The 20027-nt window shown below is 73.3% G+C and carries 18 protein-coding genes; 11 read left to right on the top strand and 7 right to left on the bottom strand.

Translation table 11 applies throughout. The features are described from left to right. The first annotated feature begins 5 nt into the window (after positions 1 to 5). The 5 genes from CcI49_RS23105 (at position 6) to CcI49_RS23085 (ending at position 3862) form a co-directional block, all read left to right on the top strand. A complete protein-coding gene (locus tag CcI49_RS23105) occupies positions 6 to 887 on the top strand; it encodes an AfsR/SARP family transcriptional regulator (protein WP_076829192.1) in 882 nt (293 codons plus the stop codon). 1 nt (position 888) lies between these two features. Then, entirely contained in the window at positions 889 to 1143 is a 255-nt protein-coding gene (locus CcI49_RS23100; RefSeq protein ID WP_054566083.1) for a lasso peptide biosynthesis PqqD family chaperone, read from the top strand. 24 nt (positions 1144 to 1167) lie between these two features. Beyond that, on the top strand, positions 1168 to 1410 hold the full coding sequence (locus tag CcI49_RS42150; protein WP_076829191.1) for a hypothetical protein: 243 nt from the start codon (positions 1168 to 1170) through the stop codon (positions 1408 to 1410). Then, complete coding sequence (locus CcI49_RS23090) at positions 1371 to 1760, top strand: lasso peptide biosynthesis B2 protein (RefSeq protein ID WP_054566085.1); 390 nt, start codon at positions 1371 to 1373, stop codon at positions 1758 to 1760. Before CcI49_RS42150 ends, CcI49_RS23090 begins: the two co-directional genes overlap by 40 nt. Before the next feature lie 401 nt (positions 1761 to 2161). Then, positions 2162 to 3862, top strand: a complete 1701-nt coding sequence (locus CcI49_RS23085; protein WP_241840201.1) for an ABC transporter ATP-binding protein — start codon at positions 2162 to 2164, stop codon at positions 3860 to 3862. A 112-nt stretch (positions 3863 to 3974) separates the two neighbouring features. Here CcI49_RS23085 and CcI49_RS23080 read toward each other — a convergent pair whose 3' ends face one another. Continuing rightward, positions 3975 to 5699 (bottom strand): ABC transporter ATP-binding protein/permease, encoded by a 1725-nt coding sequence (locus tag CcI49_RS23080; RefSeq protein ID WP_076829190.1) that lies wholly within the window; start codon positions 5697 to 5699, stop codon positions 3975 to 3977. A 96-nt stretch (positions 5700 to 5795) separates the two neighbouring features. On the opposite strand from CcI49_RS23080, the gene CcI49_RS23075 reads away from it, so the two are divergent. Beyond that, on the top strand, positions 5796 to 6434 hold the full coding sequence (locus CcI49_RS23075; RefSeq protein ID WP_241840200.1) for a DsbA family protein: 639 nt from the start codon (positions 5796 to 5798) through the stop codon (positions 6432 to 6434). Here the strand turns inward: CcI49_RS23075 and nhaA are convergent. The 3 genes from nhaA to CcI49_RS23055 all read right to left on the bottom strand — a co-directional run bounded on the left by nhaA (position 6378) and on the right by CcI49_RS23055 (position 10070). Further along, positions 6378 to 7775: a Na+/H+ antiporter NhaA gene (gene nhaA / locus CcI49_RS23070; protein ID WP_076829419.1), complete on the bottom strand. Its 1398-nt coding sequence runs from the start codon at positions 7773 to 7775 to the stop codon at positions 6378 to 6380. The genes CcI49_RS23075 and nhaA overlap by 57 nt on opposite strands. Positions 7776 to 7953: 178 nt before the next feature. Continuing rightward, positions 7954 to 8724, bottom strand: a complete 771-nt coding sequence (locus CcI49_RS23065; protein ID WP_054566086.1) for a class I SAM-dependent methyltransferase — start codon at positions 8722 to 8724, stop codon at positions 7954 to 7956. A gap of 269 nt (positions 8725 to 8993) precedes the next feature. Then, complete coding sequence (locus CcI49_RS23055; protein ID WP_076829186.1) at positions 8994 to 10070, bottom strand: PP2C family protein-serine/threonine phosphatase; 1077 nt, start codon at positions 10068 to 10070, stop codon at positions 8994 to 8996. A gap of 439 nt (positions 10071 to 10509) precedes the next feature. Between CcI49_RS23055 and CcI49_RS23050 the strand changes: the two genes are divergently transcribed. After that, positions 10510 to 11559, top strand: coding sequence for a sigma-70 family RNA polymerase sigma factor (locus tag CcI49_RS23050; protein WP_054566089.1), 1050 nt, complete (start codon positions 10510 to 10512; stop codon positions 11557 to 11559). Here CcI49_RS23050 and CcI49_RS23045 read toward each other — a convergent pair whose 3' ends face one another. After that, on the bottom strand, positions 11560 to 11901 hold the full coding sequence (locus CcI49_RS23045; RefSeq protein ID WP_083473146.1) for an STAS domain-containing protein: 342 nt from the start codon (positions 11899 to 11901) through the stop codon (positions 11560 to 11562). Positions 11902 to 12122: 221 nt separating this feature from the next. On the opposite strand from CcI49_RS23045, the gene CcI49_RS23040 reads away from it, so the two are divergent. Together CcI49_RS23040 and CcI49_RS23035 are read left to right on the top strand one after the other, a co-directional pair. Further along, positions 12123 to 13151: a histidine kinase gene (locus tag CcI49_RS23040; protein WP_076829416.1), complete on the top strand. Its 1029-nt coding sequence runs from the start codon at positions 12123 to 12125 to the stop codon at positions 13149 to 13151. 2 nt (positions 13152 to 13153) lie between these two features. Then, on the top strand, positions 13154 to 13807 hold the full coding sequence (locus CcI49_RS23035; RefSeq protein ID WP_076829185.1) for a response regulator transcription factor: 654 nt from the start codon (positions 13154 to 13156) through the stop codon (positions 13805 to 13807). Here the strand turns inward: CcI49_RS23035 and CcI49_RS23030 are convergent. Further along, positions 13794 to 15098, bottom strand: a complete 1305-nt coding sequence (locus CcI49_RS23030; RefSeq protein WP_054566091.1) for a cation:proton antiporter — start codon at positions 15096 to 15098, stop codon at positions 13794 to 13796. The two genes, CcI49_RS23035 and CcI49_RS23030, sit on opposite strands and share 14 nt — an antisense overlap. Before the next feature lie 542 nt (positions 15099 to 15640). Here CcI49_RS23030 and CcI49_RS23025 point away from each other — a divergent pair. Both CcI49_RS23025 and CcI49_RS23020 read left to right on the top strand, forming a co-directional pair. Further along, positions 15641 to 17575 (top strand): amino acid transporter, encoded by a 1935-nt coding sequence (locus tag CcI49_RS23025; RefSeq protein WP_076829184.1) that lies wholly within the window; start codon positions 15641 to 15643, stop codon positions 17573 to 17575. 91 nt (positions 17576 to 17666) lie between these two features. Further along, entirely contained in the window at positions 17667 to 18380 is a 714-nt protein-coding gene (locus tag CcI49_RS23020; RefSeq protein WP_076829183.1) for a VIT1/CCC1 transporter family protein, read from the top strand. A 140-nt stretch (positions 18381 to 18520) separates the two neighbouring features. Here the strand turns inward: CcI49_RS23020 and CcI49_RS23015 are convergent, their stop codons facing one another. Next, positions 18521 to 20017 carry an AMP-binding protein gene (locus tag CcI49_RS23015; RefSeq protein WP_054566093.1) on the bottom strand — a complete coding sequence of 499 codons (1497 nt, stop codon included), beginning with the start codon at positions 20015 to 20017 and terminating at the stop codon, positions 18521 to 18523. Between the last annotated feature and the right edge of the window lie 10 nt (positions 20018 to 20027).

Genomic DNA, 20027 nt, shown 5'->3' with positions numbered 1-20027 from the left:
CGGCCATGGAATCGCGGCGGCACCTGCCCTTCCGGATTCTGGGGCCGGTGGAGGTAAGCGCGCCCGACGGCAGCGCCGTGCCCATCGCGCAGCCGAAGAAGCGGCGCCTGCTGTCGCTGTTGCTGCTGGTTCGTGGCCGATGGGCGAGCACCGAGCACATCCGCGCCGTGCTGTGGGATGTCGACCCGCCACCGTCGGCTGTCGGCAACATCAAGACCTACGTCTCGGACCTGCGCCAGGTTCTGCCGGAGGGTGAGACCGCGGGCCTCGGCCGGATCCAGGGCCGGCACGGCGCGTACCGGCTCAACGCGGCGGCGACGGAGGTCGACGTCTGGCTGTTCGAGGATCTCGCCCGCCGCGGCCAGGACGCCCGCTGGAACGGGGACGCCGCCCGCGCCGTCGAGCTGCTCGGCGACGCGCTGGCGGTGTGGCGGGGCGAGCCCTACGAGGATCTTCCGGAGGAGGTCGTCCGCACCGAGGCGGCCCGGCTGCGGGAGCTGCGGGCCGTCGTCCACGAGGACCTCGCCGACGCGCTGCTCGACCGCGGCCAGTACGACCGGGCGCTGCCGATGCTGCGGGCGCTGACGCTGCAGTACCCGCTGCGGGAGCGGCTGTGGGAGCAGTTCCTGGTCGCGGCGAGCTGCTCCGGGCACCGCGCCGACGCGCTGGCCGCCTACCGCACGGCCTACCACCTGCTGTCCCAGGAGCTCGGGGTCGAGCCGAGCGTCGAGCTGCGCCGGATTCACGCCCAGGTGCTCGCCGGCGAGCCGGCCGAGACCGCCGCGGCGCGCAGGGTCCGGCACGGAGCCGGTACGGACCACACGGACCACGCGGCCCAGGACGGCCGACCGCGGCCCACCGGTGCTGGACGAGAGGACGGATCCTGACATGTCAACCCAGCTGCGAGAGCATGTCGTCCGCACCCGCACCGACTACGGTGCCGTGCTGCTGGACGAGCGGACCGGCCGGTACTTCACGCTCAATCCGACCGCCGACGTGGCGGTCGGCGTCCTCTCCGGCGGCGGCACACCCGACCAGGCCGCGCAGGCGGTGACCGAGGCCTACGAGGTGGACACCGCCACCGCGCGGGCCGACATCGACGCGCTCGTCGCGCAGCTGCGCGACGCCGGGCTCGTCCGGTGACGTCGGTGACGATTCACGGCATCCGTGACCGGGCGTGTCGGCCCGGTGGACGTGGCGAGCGTCCGGGCGATGGCCCGGTCGGGCGTCGTGCCCGCGCTGGACGTCGTGCCGGCGCTGGATTTCATGCCCCGACGGGACGTCGTGCCCGTGCCGGGCGTGGTGGCCCCGCGTGGCGCGGCGGCCGTGCCGGGCGCGGGCCCGCCGGCTGGCGGCGGGCCGCGGACACCGTGGTCGCCGTACCCGTCGTCGCGGTCGCCCGCGGGCTGACGAGGCTGCCGCCACGACGGCTGCGGCGGGTGATGGAGATGCTGGCGGCCGGCACCCGCCCGGCAGGGTACGGGCAGACGCTGGCCGCGATGGAGGCGGTCACGGCGGTGAGCCGGACCTGCCGTGGCCAGGCCGGATGCCTGCCGCGCGCGGTGGCGACCGCGCTGTTCTGCCGGGTTTCGGGGAGGTGGCCGACATGGCGGACCGGAGTCCGCGTCGCAGGCTCGTTCGCGGCGCACGCATGGGTGGAGGCCGACGGGCTGACGGTCGGCGAGTCGTTTCCCCCGGACGCGTTCCGACCTGTGATCACAGTCCGGTCGCGGCCGCGGGGCCGGGTGCGTTCGCGGTGACGCCGGCCGCCGACGGGTGGCCGGACGGGTGGCCGGACGGGTGGCCGGCCGGGTGGCCGGCCGGGTGGCCGGCCGGGGCACCGCCGGTTCCGCCCGGCCACCCGGCCTATGCCGGCCCGCCACCAGGACCCCCACCGTCCGGGCCACCGCCGGGATTCCCGCCGTCCGGGCCACCTCCGGGTTTTCCGCCGTCCGGCCCGCCGCCGTCCGGGCCGTCCGGCCCGCCACCAGGACCCCCGCCGCCGGGGGCATTTCCGCCGGGGCCGCCACCGCCCCGATTCCGTGGCCGGGGCAAGGCCCGCCCGGACGGGCCCCGGCCTGGTTTCGGGGACCTGTGGCGCCTGCTGCGCGGGCACGGCCGCCTGATCACCTTCGCGACGGCCCTGACCGCGTTCGGCTCCGTGATCGGCCTCGCGCAGCCGCTGCTGGTCCGCGGGGTCATCGACGGGGCGAGCACCGGGCACGTGCCGGCGCTGCTCATCGGGGTGCTCGTCGCGGTGTTCCTGCTGGAGGCGGCGGTCGACACCTGGGGGCACTACCTGCTGGAACGGACCGGCCAGCGCGTTCTGCTAGGGCTGCGCCACCGGCTGATCGGCCACCTGCTGCGGCTGCGCATCCGGGTGTTCGACGCCCAGCGGATCGGGGACCTGCTCTCCCGCTCCAACGCCGACACCATGGTCGTGCGAGACGCGGTCGCCTACAGCCTCACCACCCTCGTCACCAGCACCATCGGCGTGCTCGCGGCGATCGGGCTGATGGTGTGGCTGAGCCCGGTGCTGTTCGCGTTCGTGGTGGTGTCGGTCGTCGTCGCCGGATCGGTCGTGGTGACGGCGCTGACGCGGGTGCGGTCCATCTCCGAGCAGGGGCAGGCGAGCGTCGGGCGGATGTCCGCCGACCTCGAGCGGGCGCTCACGGCGATCCGCACCGTGCGCGCGAGCAACGCCGAGGCCAGGGAGAGCGAGCGCATCGGCGGGCACGCCGAGGACGCCTACCAGGCCGGGATGCGGATGGCGCGGCTGAGCGCGGTGATCGCGCCCGCCACCCAGCTCGCCGTCCAGGGCTCGGTGCTGGTCGTCCTGCTCGCCGGCGGTGTCCTCGTCGCCCGCGGGACCACCTCGCTGGGCGACCTGGTCGCGTTCCTCCTCTACGCGACCTACCTGGTGATGCCGCTGTCGCAGCTCATCGAGTCCGCGCAGACGATCCAACGTGGGCTCGGCGCGCTGACCAGGGTGAACGTCGTCTTCACGATGCCGCGGGAGGAACCCGACCCACGGGATGGATCCGACCAGCGAGATGGATCCGACCGGCGGCCCCGGCCGGCCGGGGCCCAGCCGGCCGGGCCGGGCCAGCCGACCGCCCCGGGGGCCCGGCCGCCCGCGCTGGAGTTCCGTGACGTCTGGTTCTCCTACGGGCCGCGCCCGGTGCTGCGGGGCGTGTCGTTCACCGTTCCGGCCCGCGGGCAGGTCGCGCTGGTCGGTCCGTCCGGCGCGGGCAAGTCGACCATCCTGGGTCTCATCGAGCGCTTCTACGAGCCGGACGAGGGCGAGATCCTGCTCGGTGGGAGGCCGTTGGAGCAGGTGGGCCGCGCGCTGACGCGGCGCGAGGTCAACCTGGTCGAGCAGGACGCCCCGGTGCTCTGCGGCTCGCTGCGCGACAACATCGTCTACGCCCGGCCGGACGCGACCGAGGCCGAGGTCGCCGAGGTGGTCGACATCGCGCGGCTGACGACGGTGGTCCGGCGACTGCCCGCCGGGCTGGACACCGACGTCGGTGACCACGGGGTCCTGCTCTCGGGAGGCGAGCGCCAGCGGGTGGCCGTCGCGCGTGCCCTGCTGGCGGCACCGGATCTGCTGCTGCTCGACGAACCGACCTCGCAGATGGACGCGGTCAACGAGCGGGCCCTGACCCGGGCGATGGCGGACATCGCCGCCCGCCGCGCGCTGCTCGTGATCGCCCACCGCATCTCGACGGTGCGGGCCTCGGACCTGATCCTGGTCCTCGACGACGGGGTCCTGGTCGCCGCGGGCCGGCACGAGGACCTGCTGGGGYGATCCCCGCACTACGCCCGGCTCGCCGCCGGCACCCTCGACCGCACCGCCTGACCGGCCGGCTCGTTCCGCCTGATCAGCTGGCATGTCCCGGCTGGCAGCCGGTGAGTGCTGCCGGGCCCGGTCACCCGCCGGGCCGGTCACCCGCCGGGCCCGGTTCGTCCCGTCAGGGGGTCTGCCGGCGCAGGGTTCCGGCCGCCAGCGCGAGGGCGACCACGGCGCACCCCGCGATGACGAGGGCGTCCCGCACGACCATCATCGACACCCCGGGTGTCGTGCTGATCCGGCTCAGCGCATCGACGACGTAGGTCATCGGCATGAGCATGCTGACCACGCCGAGAACCGGGTGCAGCTGATCGTGCGGGACGAGGATGCCACAGAGCAGGAACTGCGGGAGCAGCACCGGCGGCAGGAACTGCACCGCCTGGAACTCGGAGTTCGCGAAGGCGCTCGTGAGCAGGCCGAGCGCGGTGCCGAACAGGGCGGAGAGCACGGCGAGCAGGCCGAGCATCACCAGCGGCCCGGCGATGGCCAGGTGCAGTAACGCGACGGCGGTCGTCGTCGTGATCGCGGCCTGCGCGACGGCGAGCAGGCCGAAGGCGACGCCGTAGCCGGTGAGCAGGTCGCCGCGGCCGATCGGCGTGGTCATCAGCCGCTCCAGGGTGCCGGAGCGCCGCTCCCGCAGCATCGCCACCGAGGTCAGGAAGAACATCGTCATCAGGGGGAACACGCCGAGCAGGCCCGCCCCGGCCCGGTCGAACGCCGTCGGGCTCTGTGCGAAGATCGCCTGCAGCAGCACCAGCAGTGCCGGTGGGAGCACGAGCACGAGCAGGATGGTCCGCGGGTCCCGGCGCATCTGGCGCAGCACTCGCAGCGCGGTGACGGTCGTGCGCGGCAGGTTCAGCCGAAGGCCACGGTCGTCGCACTGCTGGGGGGCCGCCGCGGAGCGGGACGTCCCCGGAGAGTCGGCGCCCTCCGGTGGGTTGGCGGTCTTCAGCGGGTTGGCGGTCTCCGGCGGGTTGGCGCAGTCCGTTGTCGCCGGACTGAGGCCCTGGGCCCGCTCGGCGGGTGGCGGTGGCGTCTGCCGCGGCGCTCGGCGGGGTTCGACCAGGCACAGAAAGGCGTGGTCGAGATCAGCGGCGCCGGTGATCTCGAGCAGCGACTCGGGGGTCTCGTCGGCGATCAGCCGACCCTCGCGCAGCAGCAGCAGCCGGTCGCAGCGGGAGGCCTCGTCCATCACGTGGGAGCTGATGAGCAGGGTGAGCCCCCGGTCGGCCAGCTGGTGGAAGCCGTCCCACAGCTCGCGCCGCAGCACCGGGTCGAGCCCGACGGTCGGCTCGTCCAGCACGAGGAGCTCCCGCCCGCCGATGATGGCGGCGGCCAGCGAGACCCGGCCGCGCTGACCGCCGGAGAGCCGTCCGACCTGGGTGTGCATCTCTGCCGACAGGCTGACCTGGGCGGCGGCACGCTCCGCCCCGCGGATGACCTCCTGCGGGCTGAGCGCCCCCTGCTGGGCGCTGAGCGCGGTGAAGTAGCGCAGGTTCTCCGTCACGGTCAGATCGCTGTAGACGGAGGCGGTCTGGGTGGCGTAACCGACTCGGCGGTGCAGCTCGCGCTCGCACGGCCCGCGGCCGAGCACCCGCAGGTCACCGCTCACCCCGCGCTGAATACCGACGATCGCCCGCATCAGCGTCGTCTTCCCGCAYCCGCTCGGGCCGAGCAGGCCGGTCACGGTTCCCCGCTCGACCTCGAAGGACACCCCGTGGACGATTTCCCGGCCGTCCCGGTCACCCCAGGTCGTCCCGCGCCGAATTCGGACGTCGACCGCTTTGATCGCCAGCACGTCGTCCACATTCTCGGTGCGTCGGTCCGATGTTTTCACCTCGGCCACGGGCTCAACCCTAGCCGGATCGCCGTCCCCGTGACGCCCGATACAATGGCCCGTATGGCCGAGGTCGGCGGGAATACGACGAAAAATGTGAAGCGCGTGGCGGCGGATCCGTTCCGGCATTCCCGGGGATTTCCGGACGCGGCCGTGGTGATTGTCGAGTACGGTGACTTCGAGTGCCCGTACTGCGCGCGAGCAGCCGGTATCCTGCATGAGCTGGTGAATACTTCCGACGGCCAGGTCCGGCAGGTCTTCCGGCACTTTCCGGTGTTCGATCTGCATCCCTACGCGCTGACAGCCGCGCTGGCGGCCGAGGTGGCCGGCGCGCACGGGCTTTTCTGGGAGATGCACGACCTGATGTTCGCCAATCAGGACAAGCTCGCCGACAAATACCTGATGGGCTTTGCCCGGGCCGTCGGCCTTGACTCCGACCTCGTCGTCGGCGACCCGGCGCAGCCCTACGGCGACGCGGTGGAGGACGACTACGCCGGCGCCGCGCAGCTGCGGGTCGAGGGCACCCCGACGATCTTCATCGACGGGGTGCGTTACCGCGGCCGGCTGGAACTCGGCCCGTTGCGCGCCGCCGTCGCCCGGGCGGGGGGCGGCGGCGGGGCCGGCCAGCCAGCGAACGGGCAGCCAGCGAACGGGCAGCCAGCGAGCGGCCAGCCAGCGGACGGACCGTCATCGGATGACGGGGCTGACCGCCGGCGCCGGCGCGCGCCATGGTCGCGGCGGTAGCGCCGGGATTGCCTCGTCCGTACCCGGAGAGCACAGCGACCAGCGTTCTCCGACATACCGCAGGGTGATCGTGCCCAGTACGGCGGAGATGACGGAACCGGCGATGATCCCGATCTTCGCCTGTTCGGCGAGGGCGGGGTCGGTGAAGGCCAGCTCGGTGATGAACAGGGAGATGGTGAAGCCGACCCCGGCGAGGATGGCCGCGCCCACCAGGTGGCCGTAGCGAACGCCGCCGGGCAGGGCGCCGAGCCCGCTGCGGATCGCCAGCACCGCCGCCGCGGTGATGCCGACCGCGTTGCCGACCAGCAGCGCGACGGCAACCCCGATCGTCACCGACGACGACGCCGCGGCCGTCAGCGCGTGGCTGTCCAGGTGCACACCCGCGTTGGCCAGACCGAAGACCGGCACGATCACGTAGGCGCTGAGCGGATRCAGGCTGTACTGGAGCCGCTCGCTGGTGGCGACGGTGGCCCGGGCGGCCGACACGGCGAGCGCGGCGCGCCCGGCGGTCGAGTCCTCCCGCAGCGCGCGCACGTAGATCGGCACGTTGTCGATCTGTTCACGGCGCGGGGGAGCCGAGGGCAGCACGAGGCCGACGATCACCCCGGCCAGTGTTCCGTGCACGCCGGACGAGTAGATCGCGACCCACAGCGCCACCGCGGCGAGCACGTACGGCCCCAGCCGCCAGACCCGCATCCAGCGCATCGCGGCGATCAGCAGCAGCAGCGCACCGGACGCACCCAGCCACCCGGGCTCCACGTGTTCGGTGTAGAAGACCGCGACCACGGCGATCGCCCCGATGTCGTCGACGATCGCGAGGGTGAGCAGGAACAGCCGCAGCCGGTCCGGGCAGCGCGGCCCGAACAGCGCGAGGATGCCGATGACGAACGCGGTGTCCGTCGACATCGGGATCCCCCAGCCCACCGCGGCGGGACCGGACGGGTTGAACAGGAAGTAGATCAGGGCCGGCAGGCCCAGGCCACCGACGGCCGCGAGCGCCGGGACCGCCACTGTCCGGCGATCACGCAGCTCCCCGGTGGTGAACTCGCGGTTGATCTCCAGGCCGACCACGGCGAAGAAGATCGCCATGGCGCCGTCGTTGACCCAGTGATGCAGCGACATCGACAGCGTCGCGTCGCCCACGCCGAGCGTGGCGGTGGTCTCCCACAGGTCGTGATAACTGTCGCTGACCGGGCTGTTCGCCCAGACCAGTGCCATGACCGCGGCGATGACCAGCAGGACGGCACCACCCGCCTCGGTGGCGAGGAACTCCCGCACCGACGGCGCGACCTGGGGAAGCCGGACCCGCAGCTCGGGCCCCGGCCTGGTCGGCGCGGTCACGCCGCCTCGGACCGGGACGGTGTCGCCATGCGGAGCGGTGTCGCCATGCGGAGCGGTGCTGGCCTTCGGAACGCTTCCGGCATCCGCAGCGGTGCCGGCCTTCGTGTCGTCATCGTGGGCGGTCGAACCTCCGCGGCAGCCATCCGGCAATCGTGTCAGGTCGTGAGGCGTCGACTCGTCAGCTGCGGCGGACCTTCCAGATGCACTCCGACGGCCACCGGCGGGCCCATGCCTCCTCGGCGCTGTCGCGGTGCGACGAGTCCAGCCCGTTCTCGGGCCGCGGCTCGACGAGGTCCTCGACGACCAGCCCGCAGTCGCGGAACAGCCGGATCCACGCCCCGTACGGAAGGTTGGCGCTGACCAGGCCGTCGGTGTCGGAGATCAGGCGAAGGCCGAAGTAGTCGCCGACGAGCCGGTCGCCGGCCGCCTCCGCGCCGTCCGGGATGCTGATCTCGTAGATCGGGCTGACATGCCCGAACGCCAGCAGACCGCCGGGGCGCAGGATCCGCGCGGCCTCCGGGACGGCCCGGTACGGGTCGGCGAACGAGAACGCGCCGTGGTCGGCGAAGACGATGTCGAACGCGGCGTCGGCGAACGGCACGTCCTCCGCACTGGCCTGGACCAGCGGGAAGTCCAGCCCGGTCTCGCGCTGCAGCTTGCGGCTGTGGTGCAGCTGCCGTTCGGACAGGTCCAGTCCGACCGGGCGGGCGCCGCGCCGGGCGAGCGCGGTGGACCACTGACTGCCGCCGCAGCCCATCTCGAGCACGTCGAGTCCGACGACATGGCCGAGGATGTTCAGCCGCGACTCCGGGATGCCCCACACGCCCCAGGTGATGTCCCCGGTGAAGGCCTGCTCCCGGATCTGCGGGGCGTTGAACCGCTGGTAGTCGTCGGAGATCTCGTTCCACCGGGTGCGGTTGTTCCGCACATGGGCGTCGTTGCCGATCATCCTTTCGTCGCTCCTCGTTGAACGTCGTCGCCACGTCACGTGGCCCGGGCTGGTCGGGGATGCCGGTGGTGGACGACGTCCGCGCCGTGTCCCGGATGTCCGGGCTGTCCGCCCTGGGCGTGGGCCTGCGCCGGGTGACCGGCCGGGTGACCGGGCAGGTGAACAGCGAACGCGCGGCATCCGCCGGGCTCCGTGACTGTATGAGACACGACAAAGAACACATGCGGCGGGTACACCCGCGAACGGGACCGGTCACTCCGCGGTGACGGTCAACCCGGTCTCGCCGGAATGTCGATGACGATCACGGTGATGTTGTCGGCCCCGCCGGCCCGCAGTGCGACGTCGACCAGATGCCGCGCCACGGCGATCGGCGTGGCCCCGGTGCCGGTGCCGGAGCCGGAGCCGGAGCCGCAGGCGCAGGCGTCGACGTGTGCCGCGAGCGTCGCCGCGGCCGAGGCGTAGTTCCACAGCCCGTCGCTGCACAGGACGACCCGCCCGGGCGGCCGCAGCCCCACGACCCGGGTCCTCGGCGGCCAGGACGTCCGCGCGTTGCCCAGCCAGCGGGTGATGGTGTGCGCGGCGCGGCCCTGCTCGGCGAGCTCCGGCGGCAGCAGCCCGGCCCGGACGGCCTCCGCGGCCATGGTGTCGTCCTCGGTGAGGACCCGTGCCCCGGCGCCGTCGACCAGGTAGGCCCGGCTGTCCCCGAGCCAGCCGACGGCGAGGACGTCGTCCAGCACGATGGCGCCGACGAACGTGCATGCCGGTGCCAGGCCCTGCTCCTCGGCGACGCCGAGCACGGCGTCCTGGGCGACCTGGACGGCGTCGGTGAGCGCTGTGGTCAGCGCCTGGTGCAGCCCCGGCGGCACGGCCCGTACGGTCTCGGGTCCGGCCGGCTCAGGGCCTGGGGCGGGCATCGCGGCGGCGGCCAGCCGGGCCAGTGCCGCCGCGGCTGCCGCGGCGGCAGCCTGCGCGGCCGGGCCGGAGCCGAACGCGCTGGACACGCCGTCGCAGACCACACCGACGGCGCCGCCGAGCCGCGGGCCGTGGACGCCCGGCGGGAGCAGCTCGAGACCCATCCCGTCCTCGTTGTGGATGTGCACCCGGCCGCGGTCCGACAGGCCGGCTGCGGCGCCCAGGTCGGACAGCCAGGTGTCCGGACCGTGCAGCGGCGCGGCCCGCAGGCCGCACACCCGGCAGAAACCATCCTCGTCGACGGCCGTCGCGCCGCACTCGTCGCAGGCGGTGCGCCCGTCGGCCTCGGTGGTCGGCGAGGCGGCGGCCGGGTCCACCGCGGGAGGATGCGCGGAGGGCTCAGGGCCGGCCGGCTGCGTTCCTCCCGTATCCATACGGATGACCTTCTCCTACCGGATTGTGTGGGAGAAGGCCCCTGCCCTGTCGGCTGCGTGTCAGGGCGGACACGGTTTCCCCCGGGAGATTGACGCGCTTTCTCCCGGGAGAAGCCTGGCGCGGACTGGCGCCGATCAGGACCGCTGGTCGGCGCGCGGGGAGGCTCGCACTCCACGAACGCGGCCGGATCTCCGAGAGCCCGATGACCCGGTCTGGCGGGTCGCAAGGGTGAACGATTCTGGTCGTGTCAACGACCAAGATCCTCACTTCCCGCGGGTCGCCAGCTGAATCTGCGCCCCTTTTGCACCTCTTGAGGTGAATCGCCGGTGCTGCGGGGTGGCGCGGGATCCTCGACAGGTGGGCCGCGCGGGTGGGGACGTGGAGCGGCGCGAATTCTGTCGGAGGTGACCGGCACACTGCTGGGCATGAGGGTCAACGATGAGTGAGGTTCTTGCCGGCCCGCCCGTGGCTGCCGGCCCGTCGGGCGAGGATTCGGCCGTTCCCGGAGCGTCAGCGCAGGCCGTCGAACTGCTGGAGCCGTTCCGCCGGGAGCTGACCGGCTACTGCTACCGGATGCTGGGCTCCCCGTTCGACGCGCAGGACGCGGTGCAGGAGACGATGATCCGCGCCTGGCGCGGTATCGACCGGTTCGAGGGCCGGGCCGCCCTGCGGTCATGGCTGTACCGCATCGCGACCAACGTCTGCCTCACGGCACTGAGCGCCGGTGAGCGCCGGGCCCGCCCGATGGACCTCACCGGCCCGTCCACCGCCGACACGCCCGTGCGCGCACCGCTGCCGGAGGCGACCTGGATCGTCCCCGCACCCGACGGGCAGGTGCTCGCCACCGGCCCGGGCGGCGCCGACCCGGCGGACGTCGCCGCCCGCCGGGAGAGCGTCCGGCTCGCGTTCGTGGTCGCGTTGCAGCACCTGCCGGCCCGCCAGCGGGCGGTGCTGATCCTGCGTGAGGTGTTCGGCTGGTCGGCGAGCGAGACGGCCCAGCTGCTGGACAGCACGGTCGCCTCGGTCAACAGCGCGCTGCAGCGGGCCCGGGCCACCATCGCCGCGATCGACCTCTCCGAGGCGGAGCCACTGCGGCCGGCCGACGCCGAGCAGCAGGCGCTGCTCGCCCGCTACGTCGACGCCTTCGAGCGGTACGACATGGACGCCCTGGTCGCGCTGCTGCATGAGGGCGTGACACTGTCCATGCCGCCGCTGGACCTGTGGCTGCGCGGGCACGGCGACGTCCGGGCCTGGATGCTGGGCACCGGGTCCGGGTGCCGGGGCTCCCGCCTGCTGCCGACGACGGCCAACGGTCATCCCGCCTTCGGCCAGTACCGGCCGAGCGCGTCGGGGGCCGGTCACGACCCCTGGGGCCTGGTCGTCCTGGAGATCGCGGCCGGCCGGGTGATCGGCATCAACACCTTCCTGGACGTCGAACGCCTTTTTCCCGCGTTCGGCCTGCCGGCACACCTGCCGCCCGAGGCGTGATCATCCGGTGGGCGTGGCCGGGCCGGCCGATGGAGGGTCGTCGGCCAGCCCGGCGAGGCCTGTGAGGGCGAGCAGGTCCCGCAGCGGCGCGGGCGCGTCCAGCCGGAACGCGCGGTTGTGCTGTCTGGCCACGAGCGCCAGCCGGGCGACCGCCTCGACGACCACCAGGTCCGCCCGGCCGACCGCGGTGGCGTCGACGAGCATGGCCTGCCCCGGGTGGTCCCGCAGGAGCCGTTCCGCCTGCCCGCACAGACCGGAGAGGCCGTCCCGGCGCGGCGCCGCGGGCAGGCGGAACACCACCGGGGCCAGGCCGGGCGGAGGGGATGTCGGATCCTCGGGCATTGCTGCGCTCCCATCCGTCGGGGGGAGCTGCCACCGCCCGCCCACAGACTGCAGACCCCCGTCACGGGACGAACTCATCGCCCCGCGGGCCCGTGGCGCCCGTCGGTCCGGCGTGGGGCCGCGCCGGCGAATGGGTGGCAGCCCCGATGGACAGCGGTGACGGCGCCGGAACAGGCTGGGGCGTGTGCGCAGCGGCTGAGGACGGTGACCGGGCCCATGGGCTGACCTTGTTCTGGCGGGTCTTCGCGCTCAACGCGGCGGTGTTCACCGCGGCGATGCTCGGGCTCATGCTCGGCCCGGTCACCGTCTCCGCGCCGGTGGTCCGGACCGAGGTGCTGATCCTCGCCGGGGGGCTGGCCGCGATGCTGGTGACGAACGCCGTGCTGCTGCGCGTCGGCCTGCGCCCGATCGATCGGCTCATCCGGGCCATGGCCACGATCGACCTGACGCGCCCCGGTCACCGGCTGGCGGCCGCCGGGCAGGCGGGCCCGATCGGGGATCTCATCCGTACCTTCAACGCGATGCTGGACCGGCTGGAGGCGGAGCGCGCGGCCAGCACGGCCCGCGCCCTGACCGCGCAGGAGGCGGAGCGGCAACGGATCGCGCAGGAGTTGCACGACGAGATCGGCCAGACCCTCACCGCGGTCCTGCTCGAGCTCAAGAGCGTCGCGGACACCGCACCGCCGCCGCTGCGCGCGCGGCTGCGGCAGGTGCAGGAGACCACCCGCAACGGGCTCGACGAGATCCGCCGCATCGCGCGCCGGCTGCGTCCGGGTGTCCTCGAGGAGCTCGGGCTGACCAGCGCGCTCAAGGCGCTCGCGGGCGAGTTCACCACGGGCGGGCTCGTGGTCCATCACAGCGTCGAACGTCACCTCGGCCTCGGCCGGGACGCCGAGCTGGTGCTGTACCGGGTCGCACAGGAATGCCTCACCAACACGGCCCGCCATGCCGGCGCCCGGCACGCCCGCCTCGAGGTGGCTCGCCGGGGCACCGGCATCGAGCTGCGGGTCCGCGACGACGGCCGCGGGCTCGGTGGCGCCGCGGAGGGCTCGGGCATCGGCGGCATGCGCGAACGTGCGCTGCTGATCGGGGCCGACCTCACGATCGGGCCCGCCGCCGGCGGTGGCACCGAGGTCCGGCTGCGGGTGCCGCTGCCCGACGGGCCGCGGGTGCCCGACGAGCCGCGGGTGCCCGACGAGCCGCGGGTGCCCGACGGGCCGCGGGTGCCGCTGCGCGAGGAGAGGGACTGACCATGCCCCGACCGATCCGGATTCTGCTGGCCGACGACCACGCGCTGGTCCGCCGCGGGGTACGGCTGATTCTCGACAGCGAGCCCGACCTGACCGTCGTGGCCGAGRCCGCCGACGGCGCCGAGGCGATCGAGAGGGCCCGCGCCGAACAGCCGGACCTGGCGATCCTCGACATCGCCATGCCGCGGCTGACCGGCCTGCAGGCCGCCCGCGAGCTCTCCCGGGCGCTGCCGGACGTCCGGATACTGATCCTGACCATGTACGACAACGAGCAGTACTTCTTCGCCGCGCTGCGGGCCGGCGCGTCCGGTTACGTGCTGAAGTCCGTCGCCGACCGGGATCTCGTCGAGGCCTGCCGGGCCGCGGTGCGCGGTGAGGCGTTCCTCTACCCGGGGGCGGTGAACGCCCTCATCCGCGACTATCTCGAGCGCGCCGCGGCCGGCGACCCCGGTCCCGGCCGGGTCATCACCGACCGGGAGGAGGAGGTGCTCAAGCTCGTCGCCGAGGGGCACTCGTCCCGGCAGATCGCCGACATCCTGTTCATCAGCGTCAAGACGGTCGAGCGGCACCGCTCGAACCTGCTGCAGAAGCTCGGCCTGCGGGACCGGCTGGAGCTGACCCGCTACGCGATCCGCGCCGGGCTCATCGAGCCGTGAGCGGCGAGTCGTGCGGCGTCGGCGCGTGCGGCGTCGGCTCATCCGGCGGCGGATGAGCTGTGGCGCCCTGCGGCGCGCCGTACGGAACGGGAACGGCGGTATCCGCGGGAGTCCTCGCGGGACTCCTCCCGACGGCCGCCGGCAGGCGGACGAGCCAGCCGGACCGGCCGGCCATGATGGGACCGAGCACCGCGAGAACCAGCACGTACCCCGCGACGAAGGACGCCAGGCGGCCGTCGAGCCCGGCGCCGGCCGCCATGGCCGCCAGGATGAGCGCGAACTCGCCGCGGGCGACCAGGGTGGTCGCGATGTTGGCGGCGGGCTGCGCTCCGAACCCGTGCAGGCGCGCGGCGACCAGACCGGCGATCACGCTCGTCGCGGCCGTCAACGCGACGGCGGCGGCAACCGGCCCGGCCACCCCGGCGACGTCACCGGGGTCGATCGAGAGCCCGAAGCCGAAGAAGAAGATGGCCGCGAACGCGTCGCGCAGCGGATGCACCAGCTCGCGGATCCGCGGTGCGGAGCTGGTGCTGCCGAAGATCAGCCCGACCATGAACGCGCCGATCGCGTCGGCGACGCCGAGCACCTCGGAGACCCCGGCGACCAGCACCGCTGCTCCGAGGAACGTGACCACCAGCAGCTCGTCGTCCCGCACGGCGATGAGCCGGCCGACCAGCCGGGTGCCGAACCGGGCCACCACGGCGAGCGCCACCAGGAAGCCGAACGCCTTCGCGGCCTGCGCGATCGTCTCCCCGACGCCGTGGACGTCGGCGAGGACGGGCTGCAGCGCGGCGAGGTACATCGCCAGGAACAGGTCCTCCACCACGAGGACACCCAGGATCAGCCGGGTCTCGGGGTGAGCCAGCCGGCCCAGGTCGATCAGGATCTTGGTGACGATCGCGGACGAGGAGATACCCAGGACGCCGGCCAGCACCAGCGCCTCCCGCGCTCCCCAGCCCAGCGCGAACCCGAACCCCAGGCCGGCCCCGACGTTGAGGAGCAGGTAGATGCCGCCGGCGGCGAACAGCCGCCGCCCGCCCCGCCGCAGGTCGTCGAGGTGGAACTCCAGCCCGAGGTAGAACAGCAGCAGGACCAGCCCGAGCGCGGAGAGCATCTCGAGGTCCTCGGGGCTGTCCACCAGGACGACACCCGGGGTGTGCGGGCCGAGCAGAATTCCGGCCAGCATGAACAGCGGGATGGTCGGGAGCCCGATCCGGACCCCGGCGCGGGCCAGCAGCGCCGCGGCCAGGAAGGCTCCGCCCATGGCGAGCAGGGTGTCGGCGTGCCCCACGGATCAGCCTCCCCGGGTCCGGCTCGGCCCAGCCGTGAGCGACCCCGCCCGCCTGTGTTCGGCTTCCTTCAGCACTGCGCACCTCACCTTTGCGTCACGACAACCGTTTCGGTCAACGATCCGGTAAGGCGACGACGGTGACCATCGGGGCGCACACCCATTTCGGCCCCGGACCGGACTCCACGGACACCGTCAGAGGTCCGCGGCCGACGCCGGTCACGACGACGATGGGACGGTCGTCACAGCGTGGCGATCGAGTACGACAGAGCTGGCAGTCGGTGGCTGCCTCGTACCGGCGGGCTGCCTCGTACCGGCAGGCGGCTTCGGCCGGCGGGCCGGCCGGGGGCTGGCGGGCGGCAGGTCGCCGAGGCTGCCAGTATCGGCGTAGGTTCGTCGAGCACGGGCCGAGGTGTGCCCACCGCGCTGCGCGCTGCCGCCAGCGCCCGCGACGGACCGGAGACATGCCCCATGCTCCGCCCCTGTACGACCGGCCAGCCGCTCGCGGTGGCCCGACGCCATGCCTGTGACCGCCGAGGCCGCGGATGACCGCGGTGCGCCAGCGGGTGGGGGACTGGCTGATGGCCGGGACCGAGCAGGCGCGGCGACACGCCGGGCCGCACACCCAGCCCGAGCCGGAGCACCAGCGCCACCACTGGCTGCGGGTCATGTGCCTGACCGGGGTGGACTACTTCTCCACCCTCGGCTATCAGCCCGGCATCGCGATTCTCGCCGCCGGGGCGGTGAGTCCGATCGCGACGCTGGTGCTCGTCGTGGTGACGCTGTGCGGGGCGCTGCCGGTGTACCGGCGGGTGGCGGGGGAGAGCCCGCACGGTGAGGGCTCCATCGCGATGCTGGAGAAGCATCTTTCCTGGTGGAAGGGAAAGCTGCTGGTCCTGGTGCTGCTCGGGTTCGCCTGCACCGACTTCCTGATCACGATCACGCTGTCGGCGGCGGACGCGTCCGCGCACCTGCTGGAGAACCCGTACGCCCCGGACGCGCTGGCCGGCCATCACGTCGCCGTCACGCTGGTGCTGCTCGCGCTGCTCGGCGCGGTCTTCCTGCGCGGGTTCACCGAGGCCGTCGGGATCGCGGTGGTGCTGGTGGCCGTCTACCTCGCTCTCAGCCTGACCGTGATCTCGGTGTCGCTCGTCAAGGTCGTGACCCACCCGTCGATGCTCGGGGACTGGCATCGGCTGCTGGTCGCGGAGCATCCGAACCCGGTCGCGCTGGTCGGTGTCGCGCTGATCATCTTTCCGAAGCTGGCGCTCGGCCTGTCCGGCTTCGAGACGGGTGTCGCGGTGATGCCGTTGATCCGCGGCGCGCCGGGCGACACCGAGGCACGCCCGGCGGGACGTATCCAGGGGGCCCGGCGGCTGCTGACCACCGCCGCGCTGATCATGGGGGTGCTGCTGCTGTCCAGCAGCCTCGCGACGACGGTCCTCATCCCGGAGGAGCTGGTGGAGCCGGGCGGGCCGGCCAACGGGCGAGCCCTGGCCTACCTGGCCCATGAGGAGCTGGGTAACGCCTTCGGTACCGCCTACGACCTGAGCACGGTGGCGATCCTGTGGTTCGCCGGCGCTTCGGCGATGGCCGGCCTGCTGAACCTGGTGCCCCGCTACCTGCCCCGGTACGGCATGGCGCCGCAGTGGGCCCGTGCGGTCCGGCCGCTGGCGCTGGTCTTCACGGTGATCGGCTTCGTCGTCACGCTGGTGTTCGACGCGAGCGTCGACAAGCAGGGCGGCGCCTACGCCACCGGTGTGCTGGTGCTGATCACGTCGGCGTCGGTCGCGGTGACGATCTCGGCGCACCACCGTGGCGGCTGGCGGGGGGCGGCCGGGTTCGGCGTGATCAGCGCCGTGTTCGTCTACACCACCATCGCGAACATCATCGAACGGCCGGACGGGCTGATCATCGGCTCGATCTTCATCGTCGTGATCCTGCTGGTGTCCTTCCTGTCCCGGGCGGTGCGGTCGTTCGAGCTGCGGGTCACCGGGATCGAGCTGGACCCGGCGGCGACCCGGTGGGTGCAGGAGGCGGCGCGGGCCGGGGCGCTGCACCTGGTCGCCAACGAGTTCGACACCGGCGAGGCCGCCGAGTACGCGGACAAGGCCAGCAAGGCGCACGAGCTGCTGCACGTCCCGCCCGCACAGCACCTGCTGTTCATCGAGGTGGACGTCCCGGACTCCTCGGAGTTCGAGAGTGAGCTGGTCGTCCACGGGCGGGAGCGGCACGGGTACCGCATCCTGAGGCTGACCAGCACGTCCGTGCCGAACGCGATCGCGGCGCTGCTGCTGCACCTGCGGGACCTGACCGGCACCCGGCCGCATGTGTACTTCGAGTGGTCCGAGGGCAACCCGCTGCAGAACCTGGCGCGGTTCGTGTTCTTCGGCGTGGGCGAGGTCGCCTCGATGACCCGCGAGATCGTGCGCGAGGCCGAGCCAGACCCGGAGAACCGCCCCTTCGTGCATGTGGGATAGACGTGCATGTGGGATAGATCCGTCACGAAGGCGCTGCGCCGGGTGGCGGTCGGCCTTAGCCTCGAAACCCGTGGGAACTGACGAGACGAGCGTGGCGCGGCCGGCGGAGGCGCATCCGGCCGGCCATTCCGCTCATTCCGCGGGTGCCGGCTGGTTGCGCCCCGCGGTCTTCGGCGCGATGGACGGGCTTGTCAGCAACGTCGCGCTGATCAGTGGGTTCGCGGGCGGGGCGGCGGGGCGGCCGGCGGTCATCCTGGCCGGCCTGGCCGGCCTGGCCTCCGGGGCCTTCTCGATGGCGACCGGGGAGTACACCTCCGTCCGGTCGCAGAACGAGGCGATGCGGGCGCAGATCGAGGTGGAGCGCCGCGAGCTGGAGCTGTACCCGCAGGCCGAGGCCGCGGAGCTGGCGGCCTACTTCCAGGGCCAGGGGGTGGACGCGCAGACCGCCGCGTCGGTGGCGCGCCAGCTGGGGAAACGGCCCGACTCCGCGCTGCGGGCGCATGTCGGCACCGAGCTCGGGCTGAACCTGGACGAGCTGCCCTCGCCGATCGGCGCGGCCGGGGCGTCGTTCTGTGCGTTCGCCGTCGGGGCGGTCATCCCGGTGGCGCCCTACCTGCTCGGGTTCTCCTCGTTCGGGCTGGCCGCGATGCTCGCCGGGCTGGCGCTGTTCCTGCTCGGGGCCGTCGTCAGCAGGTTCACCGAACGGTCGTTCGCCTACAGCGGGGCCCGCCAGCTGCTGCTCGGTCTGGTGGCCGCCTCGGCGACCTACGGCATCGGCGTGCTCGTCAACGCCTCCATGGGCTGACCGGCCGGCCGGCGGCTGACCGCGGGCTGGCGGCTGACTGCGGGCTGGCGGCGACCGCGGGCTGGCGGTTGACCGGCGCCGGCCGGCCGGACGTCACCGTCCGGCCGGCACGAGCCCTGTCAGCCCCCTGTTGTCCACCCTCAGGTGAACGCGTTCTCCAACTCGGTGCGCAGGACCCGGCGCAGCAGCTTGCCGTTCTCGTTGAACGGCAGCTCCGAGCGGAACTGGATGTGCTCGGGCGTGCGGCTGGAGCGCAGCTGCGCCCGCACGTGGCTGCGCAGCTCCTCCTCGGTCACCTCGCCGGAGGCGACGACGGCCGCGACGACCTGCTCGCCCCACTCGCGGTGCGGGATGCCGACGACCGCGGCCTCCTCGACGGCCGGATGGGTGACCAGGACGGCCTCGATCTCGCCCGGGGACATGTTCTCCCCGCCGCGCACGATGACGTCGTCCAGACGCCCGTGCACGAACAGGTAGCCGCCCGCGTCCAGGTGGCCCTCGTCGCGGGTCGGGAACCAGCCGTCGTTCTCGATCCGGCCGATACCGAGGTACTCCCCGGACACCTGGCCACCGCGGACCCAGATCTCGCCGCGCTCCCCGGTCGGCACCTCCACGCCGGCGGGGTCGCGGATCGTGACCTCCAGGCTGGGCAGCGGCCGGCCGACCGAACCCAGCCGGGCCCGGACCTCGGGGTCGGTGCTGCCGATCGCCGCCTGGTGGTCGTCCGGGCCCAGCACCGCGATCGTGCTGGACGTCTCGGTGAGCCCGTAGGCGTTGACGAAGCCGACGTGCGGCAGCATCGTCACCGCGCGCTCGATGACCGGCACCGGCATCGGCCCGCCGCCGTAGGAGATCGACCGCAGGGACGGCAGGCCGAGCCCGTCCGCCTCGACGACGTCCAGGATGCGGCCCAGCATGGTCGGCACGACCATCGCGTGGGTGACCGACTCCGCCCGGACGAGGTCCACCCAGGCCCGCGGCTCGAAGCTCTCGAGCTGCACGGTCCGGCGCCCCGAGTAGGTGGCCGAGCAGGACGCCGACACACCGGCGATGTGGTACGGCGGGACGCTGACGATCCCGACCTCGTCGTCGGCGGCACCGGCGAACTCGACCGTGGTGATCACGTATTCGGTGAGGTTGCGGTGGCGCAGGACGGCCGCCTTGGGCTCGCCGGTGGTGCCGCTGGTGAACAGCAGCACCGCGATGTCCTCGGGGTCACCGCCCCAGCCGTCGGCCTCCTTGGCCTCGCTGTCCGCCGCGAGGGCGAGCAGCTCGGCCCGGGTGACGAGGTGGATGCCGTCGATGTCACCGAGCCGCTCGGCGACACCCGCCCCGACGACGATCGTCGCCGGTGCGGTCCGGGCGACGATCGCGCGCAGCTGCTCGTCCGCCAACCGGTAGTTGATCGGGACGAACGGCTTGCCCGCCAGTGCCGACCCGAACAGCGTCAGCGGCACGGCGGGGGAGTTCAGATCGATCAGGCCGACCCGGTCACCCGGCATCGCCGCCAGCGCGGCGCCGGCCCGGCGCGCCTGGTGCCCGAGCTCGGCGAACGTGAGCCCGCCCGCGAGCGGGCCGAGCGCGACGCGGTCGGCCAAGCCGTCCGCGGCCATCTCCAACAGCATCCCGAGGTGCATGTGCTTCTCG

It is taken from the genome of Frankia sp. CcI49 (assembly GCF_001983215.1).
Classification (GTDB): Bacteria; Actinomycetota; Actinomycetes; order Frankiales; family Frankiaceae; genus Parafrankia; species Parafrankia irregularis.
The sequence above is the reverse complement of the archived record's forward strand: the minus strand, read 5'-3'. Positions and strand labels throughout refer to the sequence as shown.